24 protein-coding genes and 3 pseudogenes are annotated in these 20,677 nt (G+C 62.4%); 16 read left to right on the forward strand and 11 right to left on the reverse strand.

Translation table 11 applies throughout. The annotated features are described in order from the left end of the window. Positions 1 to 14: 14 nt before the first annotated feature. Together V6590_RS11855 and V6590_RS11860 are read right to left on the reverse strand one after the other, a co-directional pair. Positions 15 to 335: a YnfA family protein gene (locus tag V6590_RS11855; RefSeq protein ID WP_335423279.1), complete on the reverse strand. Its 321-nt coding sequence runs from the start codon at positions 333 to 335 to the stop codon at positions 15 to 17. Next, entirely contained in the window at positions 332 to 868 is a 537-nt protein-coding gene (locus V6590_RS11860) for a Crp/Fnr family transcriptional regulator (RefSeq protein ID WP_335423281.1), read from the reverse strand. The genes V6590_RS11855 and V6590_RS11860 overlap by 4 nt, the downstream gene beginning before the upstream one ends. Before the next feature lie 71 nt (positions 869 to 939). Between V6590_RS11860 and V6590_RS11865 the strand changes: the two genes are divergently transcribed. Together V6590_RS11865 and V6590_RS11870 are read left to right on the forward strand one after the other, a co-directional pair. Then, positions 940 to 2,148: an acetolactate decarboxylase gene (locus V6590_RS11865; protein ID WP_335423283.1), complete on the forward strand. Its 1,209-nt coding sequence runs from the start codon at positions 940 to 942 to the stop codon at positions 2,146 to 2,148. A gap of 10 nt (positions 2,149 to 2,158) precedes the next feature. Next, the gene (locus V6590_RS11870; protein WP_335423284.1) at positions 2,159 to 3,070 is read left to right on the forward strand and encodes an MBL fold metallo-hydrolase; all 912 of its coding nucleotides are present in this window, start codon (positions 2,159 to 2,161) and stop codon (positions 3,068 to 3,070) included. A 27-nt stretch (positions 3,071 to 3,097) separates the two neighbouring features. Here V6590_RS11870 and V6590_RS11875 read toward each other — a convergent pair whose 3' ends face one another. Continuing rightward, the gene (locus tag V6590_RS11875) at positions 3,098 to 3,487 is read right to left on the reverse strand and encodes an H-NS histone family protein (RefSeq protein WP_335423286.1); all 390 of its coding nucleotides are present in this window, start codon (positions 3,485 to 3,487) and stop codon (positions 3,098 to 3,100) included. 424 nt (positions 3,488 to 3,911) lie between these two features. On the opposite strand from V6590_RS11875, the gene V6590_RS11880 reads away from it, so the two are divergent. The 7 genes and pseudogenes from V6590_RS11880 to V6590_RS20945 all read left to right on the forward strand — a co-directional run. Continuing rightward, on the forward strand, positions 3,912 to 4,316 hold the full coding sequence (locus V6590_RS11880; RefSeq protein ID WP_335423288.1) for a single-stranded DNA-binding protein: 405 nt from the start codon (positions 3,912 to 3,914) through the stop codon (positions 4,314 to 4,316). A gap of 225 nt (positions 4,317 to 4,541) precedes the next feature. Beyond that, complete coding sequence (locus tag V6590_RS11885; RefSeq protein ID WP_335423291.1) at positions 4,542 to 4,931, forward strand: antibiotic biosynthesis monooxygenase family protein; 390 nt, start codon at positions 4,542 to 4,544, stop codon at positions 4,929 to 4,931. 12 nt (positions 4,932 to 4,943) lie between these two features. After that, positions 4,944 to 5,258 (forward strand): antibiotic biosynthesis monooxygenase family protein, encoded by a 315-nt coding sequence (locus V6590_RS11890; RefSeq protein ID WP_335423293.1) that lies wholly within the window; start codon positions 4,944 to 4,946, stop codon positions 5,256 to 5,258. Between the two features lie 9 nt (positions 5,259 to 5,267). After that, positions 5,268 to 5,954 (forward strand): helix-turn-helix transcriptional regulator, encoded by a 687-nt coding sequence (locus V6590_RS11895; protein WP_335423295.1) that lies wholly within the window; start codon positions 5,268 to 5,270, stop codon positions 5,952 to 5,954. Then, entirely contained in the window at positions 5,944 to 6,405 is a 462-nt protein-coding gene (locus V6590_RS11900; RefSeq protein ID WP_335423298.1) for a DUF6194 family protein, read from the forward strand. Before V6590_RS11895 ends, V6590_RS11900 begins: the two co-directional genes overlap by 11 nt. A 166-nt stretch (positions 6,406 to 6,571) precedes the next feature. Next, complete coding sequence (locus tag V6590_RS11905) at positions 6,572 to 7,771, forward strand: DUF932 domain-containing protein (RefSeq protein ID WP_335423299.1); 1,200 nt, start codon at positions 6,572 to 6,574, stop codon at positions 7,769 to 7,771. A gap of 125 nt (positions 7,772 to 7,896) precedes the next feature. After that, a pseudogene (locus V6590_RS20945) lies at positions 7,897 to 8,010 on the forward strand (DNA repair protein); the annotation flags it as partial. An 81-nt stretch (positions 8,011 to 8,091) separates the two neighbouring features. Here the strand turns inward: V6590_RS20945 and V6590_RS11915 are convergent. From V6590_RS11915 to V6590_RS11925, 3 genes are read right to left on the reverse strand one after another with little or no spacing between them, the layout of a single operon-like run. Beyond that, positions 8,092 to 9,081, reverse strand: a complete 990-nt coding sequence (locus V6590_RS11915; RefSeq protein WP_335423304.1) for a tyrosine-type recombinase/integrase — start codon at positions 9,079 to 9,081, stop codon at positions 8,092 to 8,094. Then, positions 9,078 to 9,998, reverse strand: coding sequence for a tyrosine-type recombinase/integrase (locus V6590_RS11920; protein WP_335423306.1), 921 nt, complete (start codon positions 9,996 to 9,998; stop codon positions 9,078 to 9,080). The genes V6590_RS11915 and V6590_RS11920 overlap by 4 nt, the downstream gene beginning before the upstream one ends. Beyond that, positions 9,995 to 11,206 (reverse strand): tyrosine-type recombinase/integrase, encoded by a 1,212-nt coding sequence (locus V6590_RS11925; protein WP_335423308.1) that lies wholly within the window; start codon positions 11,204 to 11,206, stop codon positions 9,995 to 9,997. Before V6590_RS11925 ends, V6590_RS11920 begins: the two co-directional genes overlap by 4 nt. A gap of 169 nt (positions 11,207 to 11,375) precedes the next feature. Here V6590_RS11925 and V6590_RS11930 point away from each other — a divergent pair. The 5 genes and pseudogenes from V6590_RS11930 to V6590_RS20950 all read left to right on the forward strand — a co-directional run. Next, positions 11,376 to 11,708: pseudogene (locus V6590_RS11930) on the forward strand (JAB domain-containing protein); the annotation flags it as partial. 110 nt (positions 11,709 to 11,818) lie between these two features. Further along, positions 11,819 to 12,337, forward strand: a complete 519-nt coding sequence (locus V6590_RS11935; RefSeq protein WP_335423310.1) for a DNA repair protein RadC — start codon at positions 11,819 to 11,821, stop codon at positions 12,335 to 12,337. 100 nt (positions 12,338 to 12,437) lie between these two features. Further along, positions 12,438 to 12,929, forward strand: coding sequence for a DUF6878 family protein (locus tag V6590_RS11940; protein ID WP_335423312.1), 492 nt, complete (start codon positions 12,438 to 12,440; stop codon positions 12,927 to 12,929). A 197-nt stretch (positions 12,930 to 13,126) separates the two neighbouring features. After that, positions 13,127 to 14,059 (forward strand): IS110 family RNA-guided transposase, encoded by a 933-nt coding sequence (locus V6590_RS11945; RefSeq protein ID WP_335423314.1) that lies wholly within the window; start codon positions 13,127 to 13,129, stop codon positions 14,057 to 14,059. Then, positions 14,056 to 14,148 (forward strand): annotated as a pseudogene (locus V6590_RS20950) (DUF6915 family protein); the annotation flags it as partial. The gene V6590_RS11945 and the pseudogene V6590_RS20950, both read left to right, overlap by 4 nt. Positions 14,149 to 14,331: 183 nt before the next feature. Here the strand turns inward: V6590_RS20950 and V6590_RS11950 are convergent. Genes V6590_RS11950 through V6590_RS11965 form a run of 4 tightly spaced genes read right to left on the reverse strand, consistent with a single transcriptional unit; the run spans position 14,332 to position 17,795 of the window. Then, positions 14,332 to 15,024, reverse strand: coding sequence for an ABC transporter ATP-binding protein (locus V6590_RS11950; RefSeq protein WP_335423316.1), 693 nt, complete (start codon positions 15,022 to 15,024; stop codon positions 14,332 to 14,334). A 3-nt stretch (positions 15,025 to 15,027) separates the two neighbouring features. Then, positions 15,028 to 16,161: an ABC transporter permease gene (locus V6590_RS11955; RefSeq protein ID WP_335423318.1), complete on the reverse strand. Its 1,134-nt coding sequence runs from the start codon at positions 16,159 to 16,161 to the stop codon at positions 15,028 to 15,030. Then, positions 16,158 to 17,303 carry an efflux RND transporter periplasmic adaptor subunit gene (locus V6590_RS11960; protein WP_215507777.1) on the reverse strand — a complete coding sequence of 382 codons (1,146 nt, stop codon included), beginning with the start codon at positions 17,301 to 17,303 and terminating at the stop codon, positions 16,158 to 16,160. The genes V6590_RS11955 and V6590_RS11960 overlap by 4 nt, the downstream gene beginning before the upstream one ends. A 3-nt stretch (positions 17,304 to 17,306) precedes the next feature. Next, positions 17,307 to 17,795, reverse strand: coding sequence for a cytochrome b (locus tag V6590_RS11965; RefSeq protein ID WP_335423319.1), 489 nt, complete (start codon positions 17,793 to 17,795; stop codon positions 17,307 to 17,309). A gap of 80 nt (positions 17,796 to 17,875) precedes the next feature. On the opposite strand from V6590_RS11965, the gene V6590_RS11970 reads away from it, so the two are divergent. Both V6590_RS11970 and V6590_RS11975 read left to right on the forward strand, forming a co-directional pair. Continuing rightward, a complete protein-coding gene (locus tag V6590_RS11970) occupies positions 17,876 to 18,484 on the forward strand; it encodes a TetR/AcrR family transcriptional regulator (protein ID WP_335423321.1) in 609 nt (202 codons plus the stop codon). Continuing rightward, positions 18,481 to 18,837 carry a hypothetical protein gene (locus V6590_RS11975; protein WP_028030776.1) on the forward strand — a complete coding sequence of 119 codons (357 nt, stop codon included), beginning with the start codon at positions 18,481 to 18,483 and terminating at the stop codon, positions 18,835 to 18,837. The genes V6590_RS11970 and V6590_RS11975 overlap by 4 nt, the downstream gene beginning before the upstream one ends. Positions 18,838 to 18,919: 82 nt before the next feature. Here the strand turns inward: V6590_RS11975 and V6590_RS11980 are convergent, their stop codons facing one another. Then, a complete protein-coding gene (locus V6590_RS11980; protein WP_335423324.1) occupies positions 18,920 to 20,668 on the reverse strand; it encodes a site-specific integrase in 1,749 nt (582 codons plus the stop codon). Between the last annotated feature and the right edge of the window lie 9 nt (positions 20,669 to 20,677).

The following is a 20,677-nucleotide window of genomic DNA, read 5'->3' on the forward strand; positions in this document are numbered from 1 at the left end:
CGGCGGATTATGTGTCAGTTGCGCGACGGCAAAAGGATCACCGCGCTGCCGATCAGACACAGCGCAACGCCCACCATGTCCCAACGATCGGGCCGCTGTCCCTCCACCAGCCACATCCAGATCATCGAACTTGCAATGTAGACCCCACCATAGGCGGCATAGGCGCGACCTGCGATGGCACTGTCTGCTCGGGTCAGGATCCAGGCGAAGAGAGCGAGGCTCGCAAGCCCCGGGATCAACCAGAGCGCCGATTTGTCCAGCCGAGCCCAGGCCCAGAAGGCAAAGCAACCCGCAATCTCGGCAAATGCCGCGATCAGATACCACACAAGGGTCATGCCGGTCCTCCCGTCCGCCGCCGTGCCAGTTCGCGATAGAGCGCCTCCCGTGTCACGCCCAATTCTGCCGCCACGTCCTGCCAGCGGCCCTTTTCCGGCAGGGCGTGACCTTCGTACAACCAGGCATTGAGCCGCTCGGCCACCTTGGGCAGGGACCGGATTTCCGCACGGACACGGGCGGTCTGAACCGATCGGGCAAGCATGGCCGACCATGCCAGAGCGAGGTCGGGATCGTCGCGCAAGGCCGCGATGAAAACCGGTTTGGGCAGCGCCGCCAGCGTTGCGGGTTCCGTCACGACGGCATCGCAATGGTAATGCTCGGAAAACGCCGAAGCTTCGGCCAGCACTGTCTCCGGCCCCGCATTTTGCAGGATTAACCGGGCCCCATGGGTCGTGTGGCGCTGGAGCTGCACCCGACCGGCGCGCAGCATGTAGATCATCTCGACCTGCTGCCCTGTCAGAAACACTGCCTCGCCTGCGGGCAGGTCAAGGGATCGTGATCCGGCAAAGAGGGGAATAAGAGCGTGTCGCATGATTATGATCATATGTCCGTGGGCAAGCTCCTGCAATACGGAGGAAAAACGACCTTCAAGGATGCCGTGCCATGCCTCGTTTCTCCGTCCTCGCTCTCGCCCTCGCCTTTCCGAACGCCCTCTTTGCTCAGGATCTGACGGTGCACGGGAATTTCCGCCACATGATGCACACGGGTGAAACTGCGGGCACTGTCGCGCTTGATACGCTGACCGTCCCGTCTGCCTGGGGCGTCGGTGCGACGGCGGGCTTGCGCGGTGAGGTGGTGATCCGCGATGGCGCGGTCCTGGTCAGTCGCGGTGATGACCCGGACGCGCGCCTGACGCCACCGGAGGCCGGGGAGCAGGCGGTCATTCTCGCCTTTGGCACCGTGGAGGACTGGCAGTCAGTCGCAATTCCCCACGACATGGCGCCCGACCGCCTGACGCATTTCATCGAAATGCAGGCGCAAAGCCTCGGCCTCGACCCTCAGGGGGGTTTTCCCATCCGGATCGAGGGTAGCTTTCCGCAACTGGTCTGGCATGTGGTGACAGGGGACGCCCCGGCGCTCGGCGGCCATGGTACGGGCCACGGCGGTGGTCATGCCAATAGCCAGTCAGGGATGAACCTCTATGACGAGGCTGGAGCAACCGGCGAGATCATCGGCGTCTATACCGGCGCCGCGCTAGAGGGCATCGCCTCGCATCCGGGCGAGAGGCTGCACCTGCATTTCGTTTCGGGGGACGGAACGCGGTCGGGTCATATCGATGAGATCACGATTTCTGCAGGGGCACTGCTGATGCTTCCCGCCGCAGAGCAGACCGAGGCCCCTGATCACGCGATGCCGGATACTGGTCCCACCCTGCGCGAAGGCGGGCAATCTGCCTTTGCCGCCATCCAGGAAATCACCGCTGCGCTGATGGCCGATCCTGCGACGGACTGGACCAAGGTCGACATCGAGGCGCTGCGACAGCACCTGATCGACATGGACAACGTCACCTTGCGGGCCGATGTCGCCAGCGAAGAGATCGACGGCGGGGCGCGGTTCACCGTGACATCTGCTGATCCATTGGTCCAAGCCTCGATCCGCGCGATGGTGATGGCGCATGCGGCCACGATGAACGGAGTGGAGGGCTGGGACATGCGGGCCGAAGAGGTCGACGGTGGCGCGGTCATGACCGTGACCGGACCCGATACCGCCCGCATACGTGGCCTTGGCTTTATCGGCCTGATGACCGTTGGCATGCATCATCAGGCCCATCACCTGGCGCTGGCTTCGGGCCAGAATCCCCACGATCATTGAGGCTTTCCCCATGCAGCGCATCCTTCTGACATTGGCCGCCCTTGTCCTGCCTTTTCCCGTCCTCGCGGATATCCTGAATGTCCAGCCGGTGGCTCCAGGAATCTGGGCCATCGAAGGCCCCGCTGAGCAGCGCGACGCACAGAACCTTGGCAACAACGCCACGTTCGGCCTGATTGAAACCACCGATGGCGCGGTTTTGGTCGATCCGGGTGGCACCTGGGCTGGCGCCGCCATGCTGCATGATGCGGTGCGTGGCCTGACGGATCAGCCCGTAACCCATGTGATCAATACCGGTGGACAGGATCACCGCTGGCTCGGCAACAGTTATTGGCAGGCGCAGGGCGCGACTGTCATCGCCTCGGCCGATGCGGTGACCGATCAGCAGGCGCGGGCGTCCATGCAGCTGACCATGTTGTCCCAGCTTGTGGGCGAGGGCCTGTCCGGCACCGAGCCCGCCTACGCTAATGTTACTTTCGAGACGGATCACGTCCTTGACCTCGGTGGCCGGCGGATCGAAATCCGTCACGTTGGGGCTGCGCATACGCCGGGCGACAGCTTTGTCTGGCTGCCCGATGCGCAAGTCGTCTTCACTGGCGATATAGTTTATGTCGGCCGGATCCTCGGTGTGATGGAATTCTCGGACAGCGCCACCTGGCTGGAGGCTTTTAGCGCCATCGAGATGCTGGAGCCTGTTCACTTGATCCCTGGGCATGGTCCTGCGACCACGCTGGCGCAAGCGCAGGCTGATACCCGCGACTATCTGCAGAACCTGCGGGATAGGATGCGCGAGCATATTGACGTGGGCGGCGATATCATCGGTTCGGTCGATGTCGATCAATCGGCCTTTGCATATCTGGACCAGTTCGACGCCTTGGCGGGCCGCAATGCCCAGGCGGTTTTCCAGCAGATGGAATGGGAGTGACGATGGAAGAGAAAAGCAGGAAACGGCTCAAATTATTATACTCCTGAGCGCATTTGCTTCGAGCTTCCTGACGCGAATCCCGCACAAACCGATGCTGTATGCTATGAGCAAATCCTTGCAAGTCTTGCCCACTTCTAGCGCCTCCACGAACCACTGCGGTTTGCGCCCAAGACTGGACCAGTTGAACGACGTGTTCTCCGAGTTCAGGTACTGCGCCGCTGCAGGCGCTCGGGAGGATATCGTCTCGGTGCCGGCAAGTTCGGCGAGGGAGAAGCCCAACTCCTGAGCGAAAGCTTCCACCTTGGCACGGACTTCAGCCTGCTGCAGATCTCGATAGGTGGAGATCGCCGTGGCGACGTCCTTCTGCATTTTCTTCAGCCCGCTGAGCGACAGTGCCTCGAGATCGCAATCAGCCATTGATGCGGTCCGTGTCCTGAATGATCCAGTATCGATACCCCTTCGAGGCAGGGCGCCGCAACTCCCAGAAGGCTGGGGCAGGGGTGGCAGAGACTGTTGATCGCCATTTCGTCGCCAGGGAGGTGCTGAACTGGGGGTCAGACTGTCCCGATTGGCAGGGTGACAGGGTCTGGCATGGGCTCCCCGCGCATCTCTGGCTTCTGGGCCATCCCTTCGACGGACAATCCCCTAACCCCGTTCGGGCTCCTGCGCGCAACCCCGCGTCAGTCCGGGCCGAGTTGCCCCTTTGGGGCTGCCCGCTCCACCCCGGTCCTTTGGAGGTTTCCGGCGTCCATGCTGGCCACCGTGCACGCGTCACCCGACGGGCTTTTTCCGGGTCTTGTCGAAGGGACGGTCCCGAAGACAGGACACACAGGAGCTTACCATGCAGAACATCGTCATCCTCGCCGGCAACATCGGTCAGACCCCCGAAGTCCGCACCACCCAAAGCGGCACGAAGATCACCAACTTCAGCCTCGCCACCTCCCGCGCCCGCCTCTCGGAAGGTCGCGTCCTGCGCGACGATAACGGCTACCGGGTCATGGACACGGAATGGCACCGCATCACCTGCTTCAACGGTCTCGGGAAGACGGTCGCGGAGCATTGCGAAAAGGGCATGAAGGTCCTCGTCCACGGCCGTATCCACTACACCAAGTGGATCGACAGCATGGGGAACGACCGCTACGGCTGCGAGATCATCGCCGAGAAGGTCGACTTCCTGAGCCGCCCGAAATCGGCCGAGACCGAAAACCCCGAGCTGGTCGACCGCGACGACGAGATCCCGTTCTGAGAACGCGGTCTCCCCCTTCGGGCCCGGCGGGGAATCCCGCCGGGTTCGCTCAGCCAATGCAAGGCTAGGTGGAGCCATGACCTCTTGCGTGCCCCACCGCTCATGAGCATCTGGTTCAGTTCGCGGGAGTCAATCACACGGAGCTATGGGGACCATGACTGTAGCTGACAGACCGTGTCAGTTGGACTTTGCTACCAAGGCGCCATCGAAACCTTGGAGCAAAACATGACAAGACTTTCTTTGGCGACAGGAATGGTCACCGCAACTCTAGCCTCGGGCGTGATGGCCCAGGATTGTGGCACATCAGGCAACGCCGAGCTTGGTGTGATCGAGATCGTTCAGTTCCGCCTCGCCGAAGGGGTGAGCCGGGAGGATTTCCTTGCCGCCGCCGCCGCGACCATGCCCGTGCTTTGCGCAACGGAGGGCTTCATCGGCCGCACGCTTTCTGAAGGCGAGGACGGTGCTTGGACCGATCATGTGAAATGGACCAGCCTCGACACGGCGCAGGCGGCTATGGCCGGATCGATGGAGAACGAAGCGCTGCTGCCCTTCATCGTGGCCATTGACCCGGACAGCTTGGCGTTGTCCTATCAGACGCCGGTCAACCTGAACTGAAGGAGCAGAACGATGATGGTCGGCAACACACTCGAAATCGCGCACTTCCGCCTCAGCCTGGGCACGACGAAGGAACAGTTTCTGGAAGGCGTCAAGGCGTCCAACACTTTTCTGACGGCGCAGCCGGGGTTTGTGTCCCGGCGGGTGTCCTTCCTGAGCGATGGTGAGGTCTTCGACCTTGTCGAATGGGAAAGCCTAGCCCAGGCGCAAGCCGCGTTCGAACTGTCGATGGAGGGGGATTATCCCGCGCTCAGGCAGTTCATCGGTTGTCTCGACATGGCAAGCGGCAGCATGAAGCATGGTGAAGTCCTGCATGTGACCGGCTAAGACAGGGGCATGAGACGCACGGATCGACTGTTCGATATCATTCAAGTCTTTCGCGATGGAAAGCTCCATAAAGGCGAGGAACTGGCCACTCGAATGGAGGTCTCGCTGCGGACCATCTATCGCGACTTCGACACGCTTGTGGCCTCTGGCGTCCCGATCACGGGCGAACGCGGCGTGGGATATCTGATGCAGGGTCCGGTGTTCCTGCCGCCGCTCAACATCACGCAGGGCGAGCTTGAGGTTCTAGAGCTTGGGCTCGCCCTGGTTCAGGCGTCATTCGGTAGGGTTGTTGCGGCGGATGCGCAAACCCTGGGCGACAAGGTGCGCGCCGTGCTGCCGCGCCCCGAGATGCTGGATCCGGGCCGGGGCAGCATCGGCGTCTATCACACTAAGTTCTCGGACGCCGAGCGCGAGACGCTGGCGGTCGTGCGGCGCGGCATCCTTGCCCGCACGAAGCTGAGGTTCGACTATCTGTCTTTGCAACAAGAGCGGTCGCATCGACATGTCCGCCCCCTTCAAGTGCAGGTATGGGAGGCGGTTCTGACCTTCACGGCGTGGTGCGAGGATCGTCGGGATTTCCGGGTCTTTCGCCTGGATCGCATGGAAAAGACGGTGCTGACGGGGGAAGGGTTCCAGCCAGAGCGCGGCAAGACCCTTGCCGACTACCTGAAAGGGATGAAACCAGATGGTACCTGACCCCACGCCGGACAGCGTAATCCAGCATCTGCTCGACCGTTTTGACGGCACCCGCGTGGTCGAGGCCTGGGGGGAGAGGTCCATCTTCTACAACCCCGGCCACAAACTGCCGCGCGGGGTCTACTTTGCCACGGTCAAGGAAAAGGACGGCGACAACGACAAGGCCTCACGTCTGGATCGCGCCGGGATGTTCCGGTTGAATGTCGGCACGACTAGGCCGCTGTTTCTGGAACGGTTCGGACCACCACCCGCACGCCCCGGCAAAGGCGGGGTGATTGACGGGCCGTGGGACTTCACCGCCCCGGACATCCTGACCCCCCATCCGGTCTATGGCTGGATGAGTTGGGTCGCAGTGCTGAACCCATCTGCCAATACCTTGGCGGATATGGATGAGCTGATCGAGGCGGCTTTCGAAAAGGCGAAGGCGTCCTACAAGAAGAAGGTGGGATAGCGATTTTCAACCTGAGAGCGGACCTTTGCATCTTCGCACTGAACCGCCACTTGGTCCGCTAGCTGCCCGTCTTGCCCCATTCGAAGAGCTAGAGGAGTGCTGGTTTCCCGGTGACGGGTTGAGGGTTGGGAGAGTGGCTCCTGGCGCCCGTCGCGGGAGATCGCTGATGGGCGTTGTGGAAGTTCTGGATCCGGTCGCGCCGACGCGGACGGGTGGCTGGAAGGTGGATGTGAGCCGGGGTGAGCGGAACGGGCGGGTGTCGTCCGAATGGTTCAACCGGCCCGATGATGAGCGGTATCTGTCGCTCGACGATCTCTGGGCATCGGTGAAGGGCCGGTCCGAGCGCAGCCGTAGTCGCGTGGTGCAGACGGCGGATATCCGGGTCGAGGCCGGGCGTGACAGCGCCGAGCGGCTCCACCTGGTCTTGCCGAAAGCGCTTGAACCTGTTGCGCCCACGCACTGGGCCTTCGGCCAGCTGGCCAGCATCGTCGGCGCTCCGGCATCCTACCTGCGGCAGCTGCCCGCGCCGCTGGCGGGGATCAACCTGCAATATGGCCTGACCAACCACCGCGCCGAGCAGGTGAAGACCTTCGAGACGGAAGACGGCCGCACCGAACTGCGCGCTGTGACCGGGCCGGACTACGGCCGCATCCATGACCATGAGCTGGTCGAGGCGGTTCAGCGCATCGCGGGCAATGGCACGGGCGACACGCGCTGGAAGGTGCCGGGCGTGCTTGACTGGTCGACTGGGGTCTACAACCCCGATGTCGAAATCAGCCGCGACACGACCACGCTCTATGCCTCAGACCGTGACGTCTTTCTGTTCCTCGTCGACGATCACAACCCGATCGAGGCGGGCCGGCTGCCTGACGGTTCCCCCGATCTCTACTTTCGGGGCTTCTATTGCTGGAACTCGGAGGTGGGGGCAAAGACCCTCGGCATGGCGAGCTTCTACCTCCGTGCCGTGTGCCAGAACCGGAACCTCTGGGGCGTCGAGGATTTCCAGGAGATCACCATCCGCCACTCGAAATACGCCGCGTCGCGCTTCGCCCATGAGGCGGCCCCGGCTCTGACGCGGTTTGCCAATTCCTCGCCACAAGGCTTCGTGAACGGCATCAAGGCGGCGCGGCAGCAGATCGTCGCGCGGACGGACGAGGACAGGGATGACTTCCTGCGCAAGCGCGGCTTCTCGAAAGCCGAATCCGGCAAGATCATCGAGAAGGTGCTGATGGAAGAGGGCCGCCCGCCCGAAAGCATCTTCGATTTCGTGCAGGGCATCACGCGGCTTGCGCGCGACAAGACCCAGCAGGATGCCCGGCTCGACATGGAAGGGCGCGCCAAGAAGCTCCTCGACCGGGTCGGCTGACGCTTGGTCCGACAACGCGACCGCCCTCGCGCGCGGCGGTCGCGCTTTTTCCTTCCACATGCATGCCACTCGCCTCGCCCCGAGAGGGCAGGGGGTTCCGGTGCGTGCAATTCAGCGAGACCCCCATGACCCCCCAGGAAGAAACCGTCATCCTCGAGGCCCGTGACATCCTCGGCCGCTATCTCAGCCGGAACCCGGTCATCGGCAGCTGGCAGGCGCTGATGGACTATTGTGCGCTTTATGCCGATGCCGGGATTATGCCGACATTAATTGTCCCGGCCTTGCTTCCGGCGGGGATCGCTGTGAAGGAGTCGGCATAATCACAGTGCCTCGAGGAAGGCGAGGAGATTGTCAGTTGGCCGGAAGCGGCCGGGCTTCATTGTGATCGGGGCTGTCCTTTCAAGGGCTCTTTCCTTGATCTGCAGATCCGCGTGCAGGTAGATCTGCGTCGTTTCGATCTGTTCGTGGCCGAGCCAGAGTGCGATGACCGAGGTGTCGATCCCGGCGCGCAGGAGGCGCATGGCGGCAGAATGGCGCAGAACATGCATGGAGACGCGCTTCTTTGCCATAGTTGGACATTTGGCCTGAGTTTCCGCAACGTATTTGGCCAGTCTGCGCTCAAGCGCATCGCGGCTGAGGGCGCGTCCGGTCTGTGTCGGGAACAGCGGTTCTGCTGGCTGTCCAGCCCGCTCGGCAAGCCATCCCCGAAGGATCGCGGTGGTCCCGGAGGTGAGCGGAGTGATCCGCTGCTTTCGCCCTTTGCCGGTGCAACTGACATGCGCACCGGCTCCGAGTTGGACATTGGCACGGGTCAGCCCGATTAGTTCAGACGCCCGCAGTCCTGTCTGGGCTGCGAGGCTGAACAGTGCCGTGTCGCGCCGCCCGGTCCAGGTCGCCCGGTCCGGAGCGGCTAGCAGCGCATCGATCTCGGCCTCAGTCAGCCAGGTTACCAGGCGCCGTTCAAAACGTTTCGGCGGTATTGCGAGAACCCGTCCGATGGTAGCAGCATGTTCGGGGTGGCGCAGGGCGGCATAGCGGAACAGGGAGCGGATCGCGGCCAGCCGGGCGTTGCGGGTGCGCACGCCATTCTGTCGCCCGTGCTCCAGATGGTCCAGGAAAGCACCGATAAGCGGCGCATCAAGGTCGTCAATGTCGAGTCTGACCGGTGACTTGCCTTGTCGATCCGCAGCAAAGACCAGAAGCAACCGCAGGGTGTCACGATAGGCTTGAATCGTGTTGGCGCTGGCCTGACGCTGGCGGACGAGGCGGTCAGTGAAGAACGCCTGCAGGGTCGTTGCGAGCGCAGTCATGCTTCACCTGTAAGGTGACGCTCAAGCCTATCGCCGGCCAAGCCCAGCAACTCTGGTGCTGCCGACAAGTACCAGTAGGTGTGCTTGGGGTCGGCATGACCAAGATAGGTTGCCAGAATGGCCAAGCGGGAGCCGGGTGCACCCGATCGGTATCCGTCGGCGATGGTGCTGACGGCGAAGCTGTGCCGTAGATCGTGAATCCGGGGTCGGCAGGTCGGCGAACGCGGAACGATGCCGCAATAATGCAGCAGTTTCTGGAAGGTAGGCTGCACGATGTTGTAGCGCAGCCGCTTTCCAGTTGCACTGATCAAGAGAACCGCCGCGCTGGAAGGACGGGGACGATCGGATCGAAGCAGGTAGTTCTGCAAGACAGCGACCGTCGTCGGATGCAGGGGCAATTCCCGTGCCTTGTCGAACTTTCCCTTCCGGATCGTCACTATGCCGTCGCCGATATTGAGGTCGTCACAGTCGAGGCTGATCGCCTCGCCAATGCGCATGCCGGTCACCGCCAGCAGGCCGATCAGCACCCGGTAGGTGGCCTGTACGTGTGATCCGGGCAAGATTTCCGTGGCGCGCATCAAGTCGGCCACCTCCTGTGGGGTGAAGAGGTAGGGCGTTGTGCGCCGTCTTCGTGCTGGAAGAAGATCGTCTGGCGGCACTTCGCTGACCCCGTCGAGCGTATGCAGGTGCCGGGCGAAGATACGTACGTCAGCCAATCGCCTATTGGTCCAAACAGGATCCGCGCCTGAAGGAAGCGTTGCCCAGGCGAGCGCTGTCACGGTCAGGACATGGGTCTCGCCACGTTCCTCTGCGAACGCAACAAACTGGCGGAGACGTCGCTCGACCTGATCCATTTTGTAGCCCAAGGCACGCCGCATCGTCAGATAATCGGTAAGGGCATTTCGGAGGTGGCTCATTGCGCGTCCTCCGGCCAAGGACGCGCGATCAGGCGCAGATTGTTGCGGTCGACCTTGGCGTAGATCGCGGTAGTTTGGGCTCGGCGGTGACGCAAAAGCTGTCCGATCTCAGACAAAGGGGCGCCGGCGCGCAATAGCTCTGTCGCTGCAGTATGGCGAAGCCGGTGCGCATGAACGCGCCCAAGGCCAGCACGCCGGGCGGCTTCCGCCACGATGGTGCTGACCCGGCTCGGGCTGAGTGCGCGATGAGGTGCGATATGCCGGACGAAGACCATACGACCCTCAGCCTTCGTGGGTCGGGCGTGGCGCAGGTATTGGGCAACGGACTGACCGACATCTGCCGGAAGGGGTAGCCGCTCATGACGGTTCCCCTTGCCATGTACGCAGACCGTGCCAGCGCGCCAGTCGATATCATCAAGCCCAAGCCTGGCGACCTCGCTGCGCCGCAGGCCTAATCGAACAAGCAGGGTTAAAATCGCCAGGTCGCGCACGCCGTCGATCGAGCTGATATCGCAGGCCGCGAGAAGCCGTCGTACCTGATCGCGTTCGAGCCCCTTCGGCAGTCCTGCAAGTCGGCGATGCAAGACTGAAGGTACAGCCGGGGCCAGCGGGCGCTCCGTGACACCGTCGAGGTGTAGGAACCCGAGGAAAGACCGCAGCGCCGTGAGGGTCACCTTCGCCACGCCCGTGTTCCGCGAAGGGCACCAGGCCACCACGAAGGATGTGACGTCGGCGGAGGTCAGGCTGGCAAGATCGAGACCGCCATCTTGAATACGCGCGTCAAGGAATGGGCGCAGACAATCGACATAACGATGGACTGTCGTCCCACTAAGACCACGCTCTGATCTCAGGAATCGCCGGTACTGGTCCAAGATTGGGCCAGCGGGGCCGAGTTCCTTGAGTGCTTCGGGGTTGGGCACCAAGCCCAGCCCGCGCAAATGGTGGAGAATGTGACTCAGTGCCTTGGGCGTCTTTAGCTTGCGCACCCCTGCGGCGCGACGATCGCCCATGAACCGATTAACCTGAACCTCCGATAAATCGCTCAGCTCCATCTGCTGGCCCGCTAGCCAAGAGAGCAGATCATTCAACAGCCTGCGCTGCTTCCAGATCGTGTCAGCGGCGTAGCCTAGCTTATGCAAATTCTCCTCGAGGCCCACGGAAAGGGCCGTGACAGGGTTCTTGCCCCGATTCTTCTTAAGTTTGTTCACCGTGAGGTCTCCTCGTTTCGATGCGAAAAAGGAGACGATACCAACCTTCAGGCCCGAGGATTATGCCAACAGGAATGATGTCGATTGCTTCTTATTCAGATGCTTACACGGCTATGTCAGCATAATCCCGGCATCGGCATAAAGGGCGTTATGCCGAAGTCTGCATAACGCGCTGACCGTCCGCGGCCCGGTCGAGCGCTTCCACGTCCTCTACCTCGACCGCAAGAACCGCATCATCTCCGATGAGCTTCTCTCGACCGGCACGGTCGACCATGTCCCGGTCTATCCGCGCGAGGTGATCAAGCTGGCGCTGATGCTGAACGCCAGCGCCCTGATCCTGATCCACAACCACCCGTCAGGCGATCCGACGCCGTCGGAGGCCGATCTCAGCATGACCAAGGAAATCCAGAAGGGGTGCAGGTATCTCGGGCTGACGTTGCACGACCACATCATCGTCGGGGCCGGGACGGAGCTGAGCTTGCGGGCGCTCGGCAAGCTCTGACGCTGCGGCCAGATCCATCACCGTCGCCCCTTCTAGGAAGAGGGCGGCGGTTTGGTCTTTGACGGATGAAGCGGGGAGAGAGGCTTCCCGCGCCGTCGGAGATCTCCCCCATGTTCGATTTGCCCCAGCCAATCCACCCCAGCAACGGCGTGCGCGGCGTCCCCCCGGGTTGTCCGCCTGGAAACACCGATCTCAATCATCCCTTCGCGCTGACCCTGTCGCGCCGCGCGCCGGCCGACCTCATGTCGGGCCGGGCCGCCCCACTCGTTCTCGCCCGCTTCGCGACGCTGGCCGAGGCCATGCAGGGCGCGATCGACCATGCCGAGGGTATGGCCCCGGATGCTGCGCCCGAGCTTCTGGCGATCCTTGACCGCGACGACCGTCTTGTGCTGGCCGGAGCCGCCAGCGACCACGCTGTCGCCTGGTGCCACCCGGTAATGAGCGCGGTCGAGGCGAGGGGCGTGGTGATCGAGGCAAGCCAGCTGCGCGCGCAGGCGAGCCGTGCGGCCGCCTGGGGCGAGCCCGATCTGGCAGGGCGGCTGCGCCACCGCGCCGATCTTCAGGATGCGCGTCTCGTCGACCCGCTCTGGCGCGCCTTCGCCGCCCGGGCGCTGCAGGTAGCTGCGTGAGGCCCGAGAGACAGAGAAGGGCAGGGGGATTTGGAGCTTGTCCGGGGGAGAGAGATCGCCCGGCCCGGCTCCGATCCCTTCCCCTTACCGGAGACACCCGATGACCCTGAGTGAACCCACCCTCGCGCCGCCGATGGCGCCCCCGACCGTCGATATGGGCCAGATGTTCGCGTCCCATGCTGCGCGCGCGGCCCGCATCGAAGCGCTGCGCCCCGGCAACAAGGACCGCCTGTTTGACGGCCTCATGGCCGCGGGCATCACCCATGTCACCGTCACATTTGACGGTGCCGGGGACAGCGGCCAGATCGAAAGCATCGGCGCATGGTCGGGCGAGACCGCGGTCGAGTTCCCGGAGACCGAGATCGCCTATGCGGCGCTCACCTGGGACGACCCCGAGGTCGAGATGCGCCAGCTCTCGCTCGAAGATGTCGTCGAGCAGCTGGCCTACGACTTCCTCTCCGACACCCATGGGGGCTGGGAGAACAACGACGGCGCCTGGGGCGAGTTCTGCTTCGACGCTGCCGCTCGCTGCATCCATCTCGAGTTCAACGAGCGCTTCACCTCGTCCGAACTCTACACGCACGATTTCTGAGGGGGCGGCGATGGCACATCCCTTGTCTATTGGGAAACTGCCATAATCGGGGTGGCTGGCGAGACCCCGACACATCCCTGGGCAAGCAATCCCGAGTGATAGCATGGGGCTCGCCAGCTGACCGTTGCTCAACCTGAACAGTTGCCTGGGAGGACTCCCCGAGGTGTCGATCCCGCAGAACAAGGATAGGTGCCGGAATGGCCTCTCACGAATTCATTGGCGTCGATGTCGCCATGGACTGGATCGACGTCTGTTATCTGTCCAACGGCCGCCATGAGCGGATAAAGTCTACAAAACAATCGCTTGCAAAGTTCGCCAAGGCAGCGAACGACGCAGTCGTCGTGTTGGAAGCCTCAGGTGGTTATGAGCGGCCATTGATCGAAGCCCTGATCAAAGCCGAGGCCCGTTTCATACGTGTGAACCCGCGGCAGGCGCGCGAATTTGCGAGGGCGACGGGAAAGCTGGCAAAGACCGACAAGGTTGATGCGGCAATCCTTGCCCGAATGGGGAAAGCGTTGGATCTCGTTCCTTCTCCCATCCCGGATCCTGACCGCGTGCGCTTGGCTGACCTCGTGGCGCGACGAGAGGATTTGGTCGCTGCGATCCAGGCCGATAGAAACCGCCTTGGGACAAGCCGGGACGGATGGGTCCGGCGGGAAATTCAACGTCTTGTTGCGATTCTTGAAGATCATCTCGACGCAGTTGAGAAGGAGATCGCTCGCCACATCGCGGCTTCCGGGTCTCTTCTCGAACAAGCACGTCGACTTCGTACAGCGCCCGGGATCGGACCGGCACTGGTCGCCGTGATACTTGCCCGATTGCCCGAGCTCGGAAGACTAAAGGCCAAGCAGATTGCTGCGCTTGCTGGACTTGCGCCGCAGGCTTGTGACTCAGGTTTATCCAGAGGCAAGAGACGAGTCTGGGGTGGCAGAGCTGACATTAGGCGAGCCCTTTACCTCGCGGGGTTTGTAGCCAGCCGGTTCGACCCGACGTTGGCGGCGTTTCGAGCCAGACTTCAGGATTCTGGAAAGCCTCCGAAACTTGCGATTACAGCATGCGCCCGCAAGCTGCTCACGATCATCAACGCGATGGCGCGAGACGCCACGGACTACGCTTCTGCAGTCTCCTGAAAGACAGTTGCTATCACCACGCCCTGTCCTCGGTAAAGAAATGGGACGGCACGGTCGACGACTTCATCGCTGTGCATGCCTGGTTAGATGTTATCTGGACAGGCAAGGATTTTCTTGGCGCCAAGGGTAGCGATTGTCCATAGGAGGGACCCCGTCGTCCGCACTGCGCGGATCAAAGCGCTGGCGGTGCGGACGGCGGGGAGGTCCCTGTGGTCTATCGCGATTGTCGCGCATCTCCAATTCATCTGTTTATGCTTGACTGCCCTTAGCCACTACTCATCTGCCAATTTTCCGTCGCGCAGATGGATAAGCCGATCGAAGCGGTCGAAGATTTTCTCGTCATGGGTCACGGTCAGGATGCAGGCTTCCTGCTCGGAGGCAAGCTTTCGCAGCAGGTCCATGACCAGTTGTGCGCGTTTGCTGTCCAGGGCAGCGGTCGGCTCGTCCGCAAGGATGATCCGCGGGCGGTTCGCCAGCGCGCGTGCGATGGCAACCCGCTGTGCCTCGCCCCCTGACAGTAGCGCGGGCTTGACCGGGGCGCGGTGGCCGACCTCGAGATAATCGAGAAGCTCTTTTGCCCGCTCCTTTCCCTTTTCGGGCGCCCAACCGGCAAGGTCGAGGACGAGGGATACATTTTCTGCCGCCGTCAGAAAAGGTAGCAGGTTGTGGGCCTGAAAGATGAAGCCGATCTTGTCGAGCCGCAGGCGGCGCAAGTCGCTGCGCAGCCATTTGCCGTCATAGACCGGATCACCGTCCAGCACCACCCGGCCCGAGGACGGGTCAAGGATGCAGCCGATGATGTTCAAAAGCGTCGTCTTGCCAGACCCCGAGGGCCCCAAAAGCGCGATCACCTCGCCTGCGCGCACCTGCAGGTCAACCTGACGCAGCGCATCGACGCGGGTCTCTCCGTCGCCATAGTGCTTGGCCACGGCCTGCACATCGACCAAAATGTCACCGATTGCCATGACTTAACCCCCCAAGGCGGTGGCGGGGTCCACCTTCATTGCGGCACGCACGCCGAGCCCGCTTGCGGCCAGACAGACAACAACGATGATCCCGGCCAGGACGGCCACGTTGAACGGCTCCAGCACGACACGCCGCGGAAAGACATCTTTGACCAGCAGGATCAGGGTTAGACCGATGCCCCAACCTGCGGTCCCAAGGATCAGCGATTGCTGCACGATCAGCCCGATGATGGTGCGGTCGGGGGCGCCGATCAGTTTCAGCGTGGCGATCTGCTTCAGCTTTTCCATGGTCATGGTGTAGATGATCAGCGCGATCACCACGGCCGACACCGCCAGCAGGATACCCAGAAACAGCCCGATCTGACGCCGCGCCTTGTCCACGACCGAGGCCAGCAGAATATTTTCCTGTTCGATCTGGCTAAGGGCCGCCAGATGCTTCCATTGCCGCAAGGTTGCTGTCAGCAAATCGACATCCGCGCCGGGGGTGATGCGCACGATTACCGCCGCCACCGAGGCCGACTTGACCGCCCCCGCCCCGCGCGCGGCCTGCACCCGTTGATCTGCCGGAGCAAGTTCCGTTTGCAGCGCCATCGCATCGGCAAGCGTCATATAGACCGCCGGATCGCCGCCCGAGTTCATCGCCCCTTCGACCAGCCCGACCACGGTAAAGCGGTTGCGGCCAAGGCGGATGGTATCACCCAGCACAAGGCCGGTCTTGCGGTCGGCCACCAGTTCGAAATGGCTGGTGCCGATGCCGCGCCCTTCAGCGATGACCTGCGGGCCACCCGGTCGCCCCGGCTCATACCCAACGACGTAGAGCCGCAAGGTCCGGTCAAGAAACGGGGCCTCCACGGTCTGGTAATTGATGGCACCCGCTTCGGCCACGCCGGGCATGCGCGCCACGGTATTGCGGCTGTCGGCGGGAATGGAGGAGGCTTCGGCGAAAGGCCCCTTGGTGCCCGCCTCGACCACCCAGACATCCGCTGCGGGGGCCTCGACCACCGCCAGCGCATCAGCTACAAGGCCATTGTAGATGCCGATCATCGCCAGAACGACCGTCATCAGCAGGCCCAAGCCAAAGCAGGTCAGCACAAAGCGGAACAGCCCATGCCGGATGTCTTTCAGCGCCAGATTCATGGCGCGTCCCCGATCCGGGCCAGTCTGCCTTCGTCGGCGCCTTTCGGCGGCATGGCGACAATCGCGGCACCCTCGGGCAGGCCGCCTGTCACCTCGACCCGGCCCCGGTCGTCGCGTGCGCCAAAGGTCAGCTCGGCGCGGCGCAACCGACCATCCTGCACCAGCCAGACTATGCCGCGAAAGCCGTCAAAGCCGGTGATCGCCACCTCGGGCACCATCAGCGCGTTGTCGCGTATGCCGGTCAGGATGCGTACTTCGGCCTGTTCGCCAAGGAACATCGCTTCGGGGCAGTCGGAACAGGTCAGCCAGACGCGGCGCTCTTCGTTCACGCGGTCACTTTCCAGCCCGATCCGGGCGACGGTGCCGTGAAACTCGGCCGCGGGCTGCGACCGCAGGCGGATGACGCCCTCTTGGCCAAGCGCCAGTTGGCCGGCGCGTTCTTCGTCGATGAAGGCCTGAACCCAGACGGTTGCGGGATCAACCAGTATAAAGATCGGATCTCCGGCCTTGACCACCGTGCCCGGCTCGACATTGCGGGCCACAATAACCGCATCATAGGGTGCGACCAGCCGGTGATGGGCGAGCAAGGTTTGTTCCAGTTGCAAGGCGGCCGCCGCATCTGCGCCCTGCGCGCTGATCACGGCCAGATCGGCTTCGGCCAAGGCCAGTTCGGCCCGCGCCACATCCTCGTCGCGCTGTGCCTCCTCGGCTCGCTGGATAGAGGCGACGTCCTGCCGCGCAAGTTCCTTCTGTCGATCGTTCGCGGCAATGCGCTGTGCCAGAACTGCCTGCGCCCGCGCCACTGCGGCATCGGCCTTGGCCTGACCGGCGGCATTTGCCGCAACCGCTGCTTGCGCCCGCGCAACGCGCGCTATCTGCTCAGCCGGATGCAAGGCGGCCAGTTCCTGTCCGGCCTTGACCGCATCCCCTGCATCTGCCGACACCGACACCAATGCCGCGCCAACTTCGAACCCGACGCGCGACAGGATCCGGGCCTCGACGGAACCTAGACCGTAAAGGCGCAAGGGCACCCCGGTTTCAGCCACGACAACCGTCACAGTCAGGGGCCGTTCGGTCAGAAACCAGCCCGCCGCCGCCAGCCCAACCAGTGCAACCGCGCCAAGGATCCAGGTTCTGCGCATCGCTCAGCCCTCGGCCCGGCGCATGCGGTTGATCAGGCCATCTTTCAGCACAAAGTGGTGATACAGCGCGCCCACAAAATGCAGCGCAACCAGTGCCAGCAGCACGATCTTCAGCACGTTGTGCCCTTGCGCAGCCAGATCGACGCCGCCGAACCAGGCCATCGACCCGCTGAGCGGCATCAGGATCATCAGCGCGTAAAGCCCGACATGCGCGGCCTTTGCCAAGGCGCGCTGCATCGCATTGTCGCCGACCATGGCGGGCGCGCCGCGCCGTGCCCGGATCGACAGCCGCCACAGCGCAAACAGCATGACCAGCGCCCCGCCTGCGACATGGGCCAGAACCAGCGGATTGAAGGCGATTTCCATCCCCTTTGCCGCAGCGTCCCACGCGGCGGCGATGGCATCCTTGAACAGATATTGCTGCACGATCAGCAGGGCCACGCCCCAGTGAAGCGCGATCTGAAGGCGAGTGTATCCTTTGGGGCTTGGCATGGCGGTCCTCTCGCTCTGGCGAATCAGCTTGCTTGCCTTGCAGATTATGTTAGTAATTACTTACTTACAAGAGGTGCTCAATGTTACGTCGCAAATCAGCCGAGGATCGCAAGACCGAAATCATTGCCGCCGTTCTGGACTTGGCCGACCGTATCGGCCCGGACCGGCTGACGACCAATGACATCGCGCAAGAGGTCGGCGTGACCCAAGCCGCGATATTCCGGCATTTCCCGACAAAGGCGGAGCTTTGGACCGCGGTCGGGGACGCTATCGCGGATCGGCTGGAATGCGCGTGGCAACAGGCTGTGACGAACAGCGAAAGCCCGCAGGCACGGCTAAGGGCGCTGATCGCCGCACAGTTGCAGCAGATCGGGGAAACCCCCGCGCTTCCGGCCATTTTGCATTCCCGCGAATTGAACCTGGACAATGCCGCCCTGCGCGACCGGTTTCGTGGGGTTCTGATGCAGTATCAGGCGCATCTGGTGGCAAACCTGCATGCCATGGCCCAAGCCGGGATGATGGGTGCGGGCGTTCAACCAAAGGATGCCGCCGTGCTTCTGACCTCGCTTGTTCAGGGCATTGCCATCCGGTGGAGCCTTGGCTCGCGCAGCTTTGACATCGTGCCCGAGGGGATGCGCCTGCTGGAGGTGCAACTGGTTCTGTTTGCCCGCAAGGAGATGCAGACATGAAAACGCATCACATCGCCGGTGTAGCGGCCATAGCCTTTGGGTTGTTGACGCTGATATCGGGTGGATCGGCCCTGTTCGGCTTGGTCGACATGGGGGCCGTCGTGCCCTTTGTCTTGTGGTTCAACTTCCTCGCAGGCTTCGCCTATGTCATTGGCGGCCGGCTTCTGATGATCGGGCATCGGCTTGCGTTGCCCGTCGCGCTGACCATCCTGATCGCGAACGCAACGGTGTTTGCCGTGTTCGGCTGGCGGGTTTTTGTGGGGGATGCCTTCGAGGCGCGCACTGTCGGCGCGATGACGTTTCGGACAGCTTTCTGGGTAGCGATGGTCTGGGCTTCCGTGCGAAGATCATGACATCTGGTATGAGTTTGCTATAGCGCGCGGTTTGGCCGACGCAATCCGATGTCAACATAGCTTATTTGTCGTTCGCTCACTGCTATGGGTCGGCTTCTTCACCCAGATCCTTCAACAGACGTTCGATGCGCGAAGCTGTGCTCTGATGTCGTTCGACCTCTTTAGACCATCCCCGCTCGCGCGCATCTTCAGCAAGTACTAACTCGAGTTTTCTCCGCTCTTGCAGCCGACCAGCGTAAGCTTTGGTCGTGACGAACTTGGCGCAGCTGAGATACAGGTCGCATTCGCAAGGTCCCTCCGACGGCAGGCGTAGACAATGGCCAAGTTCGAGCTCGGTCTTGATGAAGTTCGACTTAAGCCAGTCGATCGCCGCGCATGACAGCTTTCCTGCGCGGATCGCTTCTGCGCCCGGTCCGGCAATCATTTCGCCGGGTCCCAGAACGCTGCGGTAGTCGCGCAGCACTTCGGCGTCGCTGATCCGTGCGTAGACCATGGACATGTGCGGCGTCTGATGCCCCAAGACGCTCATGATCGTGTGCAACTTGGCACCTCGTTCGGCAAGTTGCGTGCCCACAGTGTGCCGAAACCGATGGCTGGTAACTATCGGCTTTCCATCTTGATCGACCAGCCCGGCGAGTCTGCACATCTGATTCAGGGGGTATTGTAGCAAATAGTCTGCCGACATCCGCCCGCTGCGGCGAAAGAAGACATAGCGGACCAAGTCGCCAGTCTTGTCATCCCGGATCGGACGGTCGTTGGCTTCGAGCCGTCGCTGGATGACTTCGTGCAATGCCGTTGCGGCGTCGTCATGCAAAGGCACCAGGCGTTCCCGCATAGTCTTTCCAGCGGGTATCCGCAGTCGGAAGGTCCCGTCGGGATACTGATCCAGGCAGTCCAAGCGGAGCCGAATCACCTCTCCCCGCCGAGCGCCAGACCAGCGGGCGATCAGGAGCGCTGCCTTCTGAAACTCACACTCGAGGCTCGGCAGCTGCGCCATAAGGCGCGACAGCTGGTCCTCGGGAATAAACCTTGGCACGCGATGTGCCAACTTCGGCAGATCGTTCGGATCAAGAATGGGTCGGGTCGGAAAATTGGGCCAATCCCATGCTGCGCCATCAGACAGGAACTTGGCAACTGTGCCCGCCCTTGCTCGACGAGCATTTATGGACAGCGGCGCGCCCGTGCGTGGTGCAATGTCGAACTGAAGGTGGCGAAGGTAGTCGTTGAAAAGCTCCGGATTGATGTCAGCAAAGTTCAAAATGCTGGGCTGTCGCGTAGATAAGTAAGTCACAAAATGCCTCATCGAAACGGCCATGTGATCTACCGTCGGGCGAGCAAGACTGACCCGCTTCATCTCAAGCCAGCGGTTTGCCAATTCCTGCAGGTCTGGCCTCGGCGAGGCGATCGGCTTGCGTTTGTCCTGGATAATCTGAGGCCGGATGACATCGTTCCCGTTTTGGAAGAGGAGCAGCTGCAGAACGCGGGTTTTGACCCGCCAGCTGCGCTGAAAGCCTGCCGGGAAGTCTTCTTTCTCGTTTCGGAAGATATGAGTGTCGTGCCGTGCGGCGAAGGCGTCGACACCTGCGATCATTTCGTCAAGGTGATGTTGGCGAAGATCGCCAAAAGAGCGGACACCCGTGTGCATCGCAAGACGTGGCAAAACCACGCGGAGCGCTGCTTGCACGCCGGTTGCAGAATAGCCAATCTTCGCACTGTCCGCGACCAGTGCGTCGGGCCCTTCATAGGCGTTCAATGGCTCCATCGTCTCCGCCACGCGCATGTTTCCGACTGCGAACAGGAAATCGTAGTCCAACCGGATTCGGTCGGTCATGGCTGCGTA

The organism is Gemmobacter denitrificans, from assembly GCF_036964905.1.
Classification (GTDB): domain Bacteria; phylum Pseudomonadota; class Alphaproteobacteria; order Rhodobacterales; family Rhodobacteraceae; genus Gemmobacter; species Gemmobacter denitrificans.